The organism is Bacillus sp. MYb209, from assembly GCF_002975175.1.
Taxonomy (GTDB): domain Bacteria; phylum Bacillota; class Bacilli; order Bacillales; family Bacillaceae_G; genus Bacillus_A.
In genome coordinates, this window is record NZ_PCNZ01000071.1 from 1 (window position 1) to 7327 (window position 7327).

At 35.8% G+C, this 7327-nt stretch carries 9 protein-coding genes; 5 read left to right on the plus strand and 4 right to left on the minus strand.

All coding sequences use genetic code 11. From position 1 onward, the window contains the following. Positions 1-569 precede the first annotated feature (569 nt). Together CQZ94_RS29615 and CQZ94_RS29620 are read left to right on the plus strand one after the other, a co-directional pair. On the plus strand, positions 570-857 hold the full coding sequence (locus CQZ94_RS29615) for a chromosome segregation protein SMC (RefSeq protein WP_105588295.1): 288 nt from the start codon (positions 570-572) through the stop codon (positions 855-857). Positions 858-873: 16 nt separating this feature from the next. After that, positions 874-1167, plus strand: a complete 294-nt coding sequence (locus tag CQZ94_RS29620; RefSeq protein WP_258166086.1) for a hypothetical protein — start codon at positions 874-876, stop codon at positions 1165-1167. A 92-nt stretch (positions 1168-1259) separates the two neighbouring features. On the opposite strand, the gene CQZ94_RS29625 is transcribed toward CQZ94_RS29620, so the two are convergent. The 3 genes from CQZ94_RS29625 to CQZ94_RS32140 form a co-directional block, all read right to left on the minus strand. Then, positions 1260-1613: a hypothetical protein gene (locus tag CQZ94_RS29625; RefSeq protein WP_105588297.1), complete on the minus strand. Its 354-nt coding sequence runs from the start codon at positions 1611-1613 to the stop codon at positions 1260-1262. A gap of 39 nt (positions 1614-1652) precedes the next feature. Beyond that, entirely contained in the window at positions 1653-1796 is a 144-nt protein-coding gene (locus CQZ94_RS31450) for a hypothetical protein (protein ID WP_181149578.1), read from the minus strand. 126 nt (positions 1797-1922) lie between these two features. Further along, a complete protein-coding gene (locus CQZ94_RS32140; protein WP_258166087.1) occupies positions 1923-2420 on the minus strand; it encodes a hypothetical protein in 498 nt (165 codons plus the stop codon). 1568 nt (positions 2421-3988) lie between these two features. On the opposite strand from CQZ94_RS32140, the gene CQZ94_RS29635 reads away from it, so the two are divergent. After that, on the plus strand, positions 3989-4327 hold the full coding sequence (locus tag CQZ94_RS29635) for a hypothetical protein (RefSeq protein WP_105588298.1): 339 nt from the start codon (positions 3989-3991) through the stop codon (positions 4325-4327). A gap of 20 nt (positions 4328-4347) precedes the next feature. Next, entirely contained in the window at positions 4348-4869 is a 522-nt protein-coding gene (locus CQZ94_RS29640) for a hypothetical protein (protein WP_105588299.1), read from the plus strand. 1116 nt (positions 4870-5985) lie between these two features. Here CQZ94_RS29640 and CQZ94_RS29645 read toward each other — a convergent pair. Then, positions 5986-6591 carry a recombinase family protein gene (locus CQZ94_RS29645; protein WP_105588300.1) on the minus strand — a complete coding sequence of 202 codons (606 nt, stop codon included), beginning with the start codon at positions 6589-6591 and terminating at the stop codon, positions 5986-5988. Positions 6592-7018: 427 nt separating this feature from the next. On the opposite strand from CQZ94_RS29645, the gene CQZ94_RS31455 reads away from it, so the two are divergent. Next, positions 7019-7189 carry a hypothetical protein gene (locus CQZ94_RS31455; protein ID WP_181149579.1) on the plus strand — a complete coding sequence of 57 codons (171 nt, stop codon included), beginning with the start codon at positions 7019-7021 and terminating at the stop codon, positions 7187-7189. The last annotated feature ends 138 nt before the right edge of the window (positions 7190-7327 follow it).

Below are 7327 nucleotides of genomic sequence, written 5' to 3' on the forward strand. Positions count from 1 at the left end.
CACCAGTACTAACACCAGTACTAACACCAGTACTAACACCAGTACCAGTACTAACAACCGTGAGGGAAGGACAGGGAATGGCACACGACACGATGTGAGGACAACAGCAAGGAAGGAACGAATGAAAGAACAAAGAAAGAAGAACAAAGAAAGAAGAACAAAGAAAGAAAGAAGAACAAACATGCATAACAACAGCTAGATCAGTGAGATAAAGAAGAATAACGAGGATTGGCGAGGCGTGTCGGTAACGTTATGCGAGGAAAGTTACGACGCCTATTATATTTTTATACATAGATACCCCACCATATGGGGGGCGACCCCCTATATATGGCTGGTCTGGTCCTTACTAAATATACACCATGATTTCAGAACCTCTTTGGGGCTGACAGTGTGCCGAGATTTGCATTCTGAGACAATTATCTTTTGATTCGTGAACAACTACCCTACTAATTACTTTGTACAGCGATATAAAGGAGGGGGTGGTTAAGGGATTTGCTATAATTAGATGACCGCTTTTTAAAAATATAATTTTGCGGTGGTTTTGAAAACATTTTGGGAGGTCGTGCTGCATGGCAACAGAAAGAGAACTGGAACTAGCGAAACAGATACTAGCAAAGGTAACAGCGATGGATAATAAGCTAGAAAAATTAGATGGTAGATTAGATAAGTTAGATGGAAGGCTAGATAAATTGGATAACAGAATGGATAGTTCGGAAGGTATTTTTAAGGGGTTACAAGCTACTTTTGAAAATGGCTTTCGTGATATTCATACATCAATGCATGAAATCATCGAAATAAATAAGAATCGAAAATCAGCAAAGGAAATCGTTGAGGGAATCGCTGGGAATGGAAAATAAAAGGAGTTTTTATAAGTTGAGAAAAAACACATCGAAAAGTTATGTGAAAGTGTTTATTCTTTATTTCATTATATTGATCCTATATGCTGTATTGTTTGAGTCTGGTAAAGAGTATATGGAGGTAAGAATGGATAATGTTCTTTTACCTCAATTATATTTGGCTGTAGGGCGTACGCTGTTGGGATTGTCGATATGGCTTCTTCCGGATAAGTTAGGTATTAAGATTCATTTTATTTGTAAAATCCTTATATATGTTATTACGATGATACCAGTGTTTATCTTTTTAGATGTGTTGGGTTTGTTGGAGTAGTAGAGTTTGATACTTTCACCCCTATGTGACTGGAAATAATAAAAGAGAGACCACCCATAAAGGTGATCTCAGTTTGAAATTCATATTTTGTTTTATCGACGGTCAGCCATAGCGAGTCCCGCCCTAGCACGTTCAACTTTTACTTTAATTTCTTTCTCCAAGTGTTCCTGTCTAATTTTCTCTTTTAATGCCTCAGCATCTTTTTGACGTTGAAGAAGTGTAGCTAAATTTTTACCTAGTTCGTCCTGATCTTCTTCTGTTACTTTCTTCTGTTCATATACAGAAAAACCACTATTCATAGGTACAATGTTCTCGTCACGTCGCAACTGGTCAACCGCTGTTCCTAATGCCATACGCATTATTAACGGTAAGTTCTTAATTTGTTCATGTGCCTCAGCGTCGCCATGTGCTAATGCTTTTACTAATTCAGTATTAAAGTTTGTCATAGTTTAGTACCACCTTGTTTTTGTATTTTCTTTTGCTTCCTAATATTTAGCGATGAATTCACGTTGTTCCTCAGCTGTATCTAACCGACTAGCTAAAGTTACAACGCCTTGTCTTTCAACTTCTTTTGCAAGTAGTTGAAATTGTTCCTTTTGTTGCCGTCTTTCTTTGACAATCTTGAACAATAAGAAAAACCCCCCTTCAATTAAATACTTGCAATGAAGGAGGGTTTTGGGACACGATTTTAATATTTTTTATTTGTTATGTAGCTGTACTTCAATTCCATAATTAACATAGGAGATTTGCTGGAGTTAATTTTTCTTTATTCTAGCTAACTCTTTCCTAATAGCGGTTTCCACTATTTCATAAATATTCTTATCATGTATAACAGCTTGTATCTTTAATTCTTTCATAAGTTCAACATCTATATCAAAGGAGGAACGCTTTCTAATTACACTCTTTCGTTCTAAAGTTCTTACGTTCGTGTCTTCTTTAGTTGTTACCACTTCTTCTTTACCCTTTTTAATTTCCTCAATAGCTTTTACAACGTTTGAAGGTTGTAACGTTGGTTTATTAGTTGAAACGTTCGCTTTGGCTTTTCCTTTAGTTGGTGCTACAAAGTTATAAATAGATTGTTCCAGTACGCTTTCGTCACCATCAAAGTGCCAACCACGTTTCCCACTAATATTATAACAACCAGCTTTCTTTAAACCGTCAACCGCTTTCTTCTCGCCAATCTCAAGACTCTCTTTAGCTATTTCTGACAATCGTTTAGTCTTAGTTAATTCTAAAATCTCTTTTATCTTCATTTTGTTCACCTCTAAATTGATTGATTCTATGTACTGCTGCTAAACCCTTTTTACAAGATGTAATACACTGATCTTACCTCATATGATTTAATTTGCTTCATTCTCTTATACTATTACTATATATCGTAAGGATTAAATTTTATAGGGAATCAAGTCATATTTTCGTTGATTTAAGCGGAGTATGGCGGTAAAATGAAAACAACTTAATACGAACGGAAACTGAAAAAAGCCAGCCTCTTATATTAAGAGTTTCGACCCTCTTAATGAGACTGACTTTAATCCTGTACTCTCAATACAGGACTTCTTTTAAGTAGTGTTTCGACCCACTACTTAAAGTTATTTACTAACCTTGTCGCACAGAACAAGGTTAAATTGATACACCTATTGTACCTTTGTTTATTGTAGATTTCAACTAGTAATTACTAGTATTGTTATATACATAATTGAACGGATATAAGGGGCGTTATCTCAGTAATTAGAAGTCTTGTAAATGTACAGGATTACTAGTTATTGAGGTGACGCCTCTTTTCGTTTTTCCGTTCAAAGTGGATACCGTGACCACAAAGGAACGCTGTGAAGTGTACTCTACAATAAACGGGGTTCAGGATAGCCAATGCAGAAAATATCCTCGGTGACAAAGTGACGTTACAACATTTTGTCTGACGTTAGCAGGTAAAGGACGTAAAAGCCTGTACATAGCCTAAGGGGTACTAGTTACCCTAAGTGATGATAACCAAGACACATGGCAAAAATCGTTAGGTGGGTCAAACGGCTATAACTGTACTACTGTAGTTAATCATTTACTAGTAAGAGGCGGTTATAGTGGCGTGACATGGCAATATTCCCTTTGGGAGTAGTGCGGAACAGTAGTAAGGAAATCCGAAAGGACACTAGGTAGGGCATGGACACGCCTAGTTAGACATATAAGTCTTGAAGCTACTGGTAGGAGAGGAAACGAACCTACAAGTCTTGTAACGGCTATACATACGGATACCAAAACTCAGTAGTGCTGAGAAATTATTTCTTGTATGATAGGCAGATTTTTCTCATTTTTACTCGCAAGGGAGAAGTCTGTCTTCCAGCCGTGTTCCAAATCCTCGATGGCTGAGTATGAAGACCGTAAGACCTTAAAGTCAAGTGATTTTAAGAGATTTATAAGACTTTTTATCACTAACCATGGATAGTGGTATACCTAAGTAACTACCGCTATCTGAGATAGAGGAAAATGGGACTTAAACGATATATAGATTAAGAACTATATAGGGGAAAACAGAAAAAGGACGTTTAGTGTTAAAGGACTAAACGCCAAGATGAATAGATAATTAAATAAGTACATAGAAGGGAGAGTGATTCCCTAACTTATTATGAGTATATCATAGAATCAGGTTATAAAGAAAAATAAATAATACTTAAGTTGGTTAAGTGGTGGGGGAAATGTAGAGTAAGAGAATAAAGATCAGAAATAAAAGTAGGGGAATTGATGGAATAAGATTTATATAATAAGATTTATGAGAAGTAAAGGGGTTAAAAGCTAAGAAGTAACGTTACGACTACAGGGAGGAAACTATATGAAGAAACGTACAGTTGAATTTTATAAAACCGTCAACGAGTTGATTCAACTTCTTGATATTCCAGAAAACGAACGTGAACTTGATGAAGAACAAAAGCAATATATGGTAGCTACTCAAGAGGAAGAATGTTGGCGTAAACATCCAAGTCTACCTTTGGAAATATCATCATGGGGGCGTGTTTACCGTCCAGCATTCATTGATTCAAAGAATTGTATTCGTGAAGGTAGATTACTTAATCTGTCAGCTAATCAGTCAGGTGTCGTTGGCATAACCTTCAAACGTGATAGCAAACGCAAGCGTTTCACAGTCCGTAAACTTATTGAGGAAACGTTTTAAAACTAAGGGGGATGAAATAAATGTCTGTTTATAGAAGAGGTCCTAAGTTTTATCGTGTTATTCAAGTAGAAGTAGAGGAAGATAATGGAGAGTCTAGAGAATATTCTTGTTTAGCTGATGGAAGAGGCACTGTTTATTCAAAGGAAGATGTAAAAGCACTGTTTGAGGAAATTAAAGAGTTTTATATGCGTGAAGATATGCCTAATATAGATGACTACAATAAGGATAATCAGTTATTAGATTATATGAAGTGTGTGTCTATTTCGTTAGAAGAAGATGAAATGGGTAAATATTTAATTCCTAAGGCTAGGTATACATATAAGAAGTTTAATAGTGATAAAAGAAATTGGTCTTTTAAGTGTGATTGGTGCGGTGAGAAAGTATCTAGTAAGACTAATGAAGGTTACTATTCAGCGTATGACCGTAATTTTAAAGGTAATAGTTTTGATAGAGGTTGTTCGGAGGACTGTGCTAAGTTAATTTGGAAAGACAACTTTAAACATTGGGTGCATGAACATGGGTATAGTAAGTTCTTTGCATAAACAAGCAATTCCCCTACCAATCAATTAAGATCAGTAGGGGAAAGTATCGATATTTATGTTTATTATCAGCATCACTGTTTAAGTTGGAATTAAGTTTATATGAAAGAGTATTGCTTACGCCACTTCATTCACTACGTTCATTCAGTGTAATACTATAAATATTTAACTATTGATAGCTAAGATATAGTAGTTATTCTTTTAGGTATTTTGCGAAGCACCGAACGAGGAACGAGTGAGGTAATGTTTTATCTTTGTTACTGTTATAGTGTTTGTTTATCAGTTCTTCACAATAATATGTGTGGCAACCAGTACCCATTTACAGGCTAAAAATTGTCTGACTTTTGAAAACGTCCATGAAAGCAAGCGTACCAAGGGATGGGTAATTGTCTGACTTTTTACTGAGAACCTGAGAAACTTTATAGTAGTTGTTAATTAACATTTGAATGTCCTTAGATCAGGAACTTTGCTGTGATTATTAGACTCCACAAACCCTTAATATAGCTGGTTTTCTATAATTTATTAGTCACACCGTCTTGGGATTTTCCTTATAAAAGTAGAAAAGCCTAGTCCATTACAGACTAAGCCATGCTACCGCAAGATTTATCAAAGCTGTTGCCAGCCCGATAACCTTACTTGAAATTTTGATTTTCATCTCGATTTCCATTTGTTTCACCCTTTAGAAGGGGTAGGATTACCACCGAAGCGGAACCCACTTCTTATCTAAAGTTCCATATAATCATACTGTTTTTTTCCAATAATGTAAATGAGGATTAGATTTCTTTCAAAAATAAAAAATGCCAAATAGTTACCTTGCTACATGACTTAAAGACACTACTACACCTCTTAGGGGTGAATATGAGGGTTTTTATTTTATTTCTCATACAAAACTGAATCTATACTGTTAAAGCGTCTGTAAGAGGCTGTCACGCGTCTTAAATGAGGTGTTTAATGAATATGGTTGCACAAGAGGGAGTTGCTGGGAATCCGCACAACAGCAACGTTTGTGACACATTTAGCTTGTTCATTTCTGTGCAATTCTCACTTTTTACCGCTTCTATGCCCTCCTTATACAGCCAGTCCAAAACATTTTAATTTGCACAAAAAGAGACGACACTATTAAAGTGTCGCCTGGTATTCTTTGACTTTCTTATAAAAGGTCGCTTTCTTCATTCCGATAGCGTCCATAAATGCTAACGCTGTTATCTTTCCAGCTTTCCATTCTTTATACAACTTATCCCATTCTTTAGGAAGTTCCATAACTGGACGTCCTAGATGTTTCCCCTTTTCTTTAGCAACAGCGATTCCCTCAGCTTGACGTTGTTTAATATTTTGACGTTCCTGTTCAGCCATTGAAGTATAAACCTCGATAATTATATTGTTAATCATATCTATTACCCATTCTTCTTCACTAGGTCTATCTTGCATTGTTGTAGGTATATCAATGATCTTTACTCTAATGCCCTTATTTTTAAATTGTTGAAGGTATTCCTTAATCAGTTCCTTATTACGTCCTAGACGGTCAATAGATTTTATGTAAAGAGTATCCCCTTTTCTCATTGCTTTAAGCATGTTTTTAAAGCCCTCACGTTCCATATCCTTACCACTTGCTTTATCACTGTATATGTAGTCCTCGTCAGTTACATAACCTTTTAACGCCTCATATTGTCTATCTAAATTTTGTTCTTTAGTTGATACACGCATATAGCCAAAGTTGATTCCCATAATTAAAACCACCGTTTCATTTAGTTGATAGATTTAATATAAACCGAAAGTCCATAAAGGTCAATTATTTTATAGACGTCCATAAAGGTTTATTTATTTCTAAAATAGACACTACTTAGTTACCTTTTCTGACTGTCTATAAACGTGTACCTTTCTAGACTTTTATCATTGTCGAATTTTGTCGAACGATTCTTTTGTATTTCATATAAGAATAAGGGACGAACCGCTATATTACCTATGTAAAGGATTTTAAGACGGTCTGGAAATGACCATTTTAACGTTTTAATTACGAGAGGTAAACAGATGAGAAAGGAGGGAAGGGGTTCGGTATTACTGTTTTACAGAAAGGAGGAAAAGGAAAAGCTTGCAATTTTTTAGGCTAATGGTTGTAACAGAATTAAACACATTATATTAGGAGGAAAATGACATGGATTTATCAACGCTTGAGATTTTTTTAATGGTAGTTGTTGCACTTGGTGGATTGTTCTTTAAATTTGTAGGAGAAACAGTTTTTTACGGATGCAAGATTTATCTATTATTCCAGGAGGAAAGAGAGAAGAAGAAGCAAGAGAAAGAGAAAGAACCGCCTAAAAACTAGGTGGTTGCTTTCCCTTACCGCCACACCACTCCACTCCACATACAAGAGTAGTAGTACCAGCGGGGTAAGGGCACCAGTACTAACACCAGTACTAACACCAGTACTAACACCAGTACTAACACCAGTACCAGTACTAAC

Coding starts and splice junctions, on each gene's coding strand:
- CQZ94_RS29645 (WP_105588300.1), bottom strand. CDS start 6,591: ATGGGAATCAACTTTGGCTATATGCGTGTATCAACTAAAGAACAAAAT.
- CQZ94_RS32140 (WP_258166087.1), bottom strand. CDS start 2,420: ATGAAGATAAAAGAGATTTTAGAATTAACTAAGACTAAACGATTGTCA.
- CQZ94_RS31455 (WP_181149579.1), top strand. CDS start 7,019: ATGGATTTATCAACGCTTGAGATTTTTTTAATGGTAGTTGTTGCACTT.
- CQZ94_RS29625 (WP_105588297.1), bottom strand. CDS start 1,613: ATGACAAACTTTAATACTGAATTAGTAAAAGCATTAGCACATGGCGAC.
- CQZ94_RS29615 (WP_105588295.1), top strand. CDS start 570: ATGGCAACAGAAAGAGAACTGGAACTAGCGAAACAGATACTAGCAAAG.
- CQZ94_RS29635 (WP_105588298.1), top strand. CDS start 3,989: ATGAAGAAACGTACAGTTGAATTTTATAAAACCGTCAACGAGTTGATT.
- CQZ94_RS29640 (WP_105588299.1), top strand. CDS start 4,348: ATGTCTGTTTATAGAAGAGGTCCTAAGTTTTATCGTGTTATTCAAGTA.